Here is a 229-nt window from a genome sequence, read left to right as displayed (position 1 = left end):
CCCGTATGTTGAGTCATTGTTCCGCACGGTAAAGTACATGCCAAGCTGGCCAACAAAGGGCTTTGAAACAATCGACAGTAGTCGAAGTTGGGTTGAAGCCTTCGTACGCTGGTACAACACGGAGCACAAGCACAGTAAGCTGAATTATGTCACGCCTTCAGAGCGTCACAATGGAAAGGCTTTGTTTCCTAAATCAGGGAACTAATGCTTAAAGCTACGATCAGATCAT

The 229-nt window shown here is 46.3% G+C and carries 1 pseudogene; it reads left to right on the top strand.

What is annotated here, in order from left to right:
* Window positions 1-169: pseudogene (locus A6D97_RS21435) on the top strand (integrase core domain-containing protein); the annotation flags it as partial.
* Window positions 170-229: the final 60 nt, after the last annotated feature.

Source organism: Vibrio sp. ZF57 (assembly GCF_001691235.1).
Classification (GTDB): Bacteria; Pseudomonadota; Gammaproteobacteria; order Enterobacterales; family Vibrionaceae; genus Vibrio; species Vibrio crassostreae_C.
Note: the sequence above shows the minus strand (reverse complement) of the source record. Positions and strands in the feature narration are given on the sequence as shown.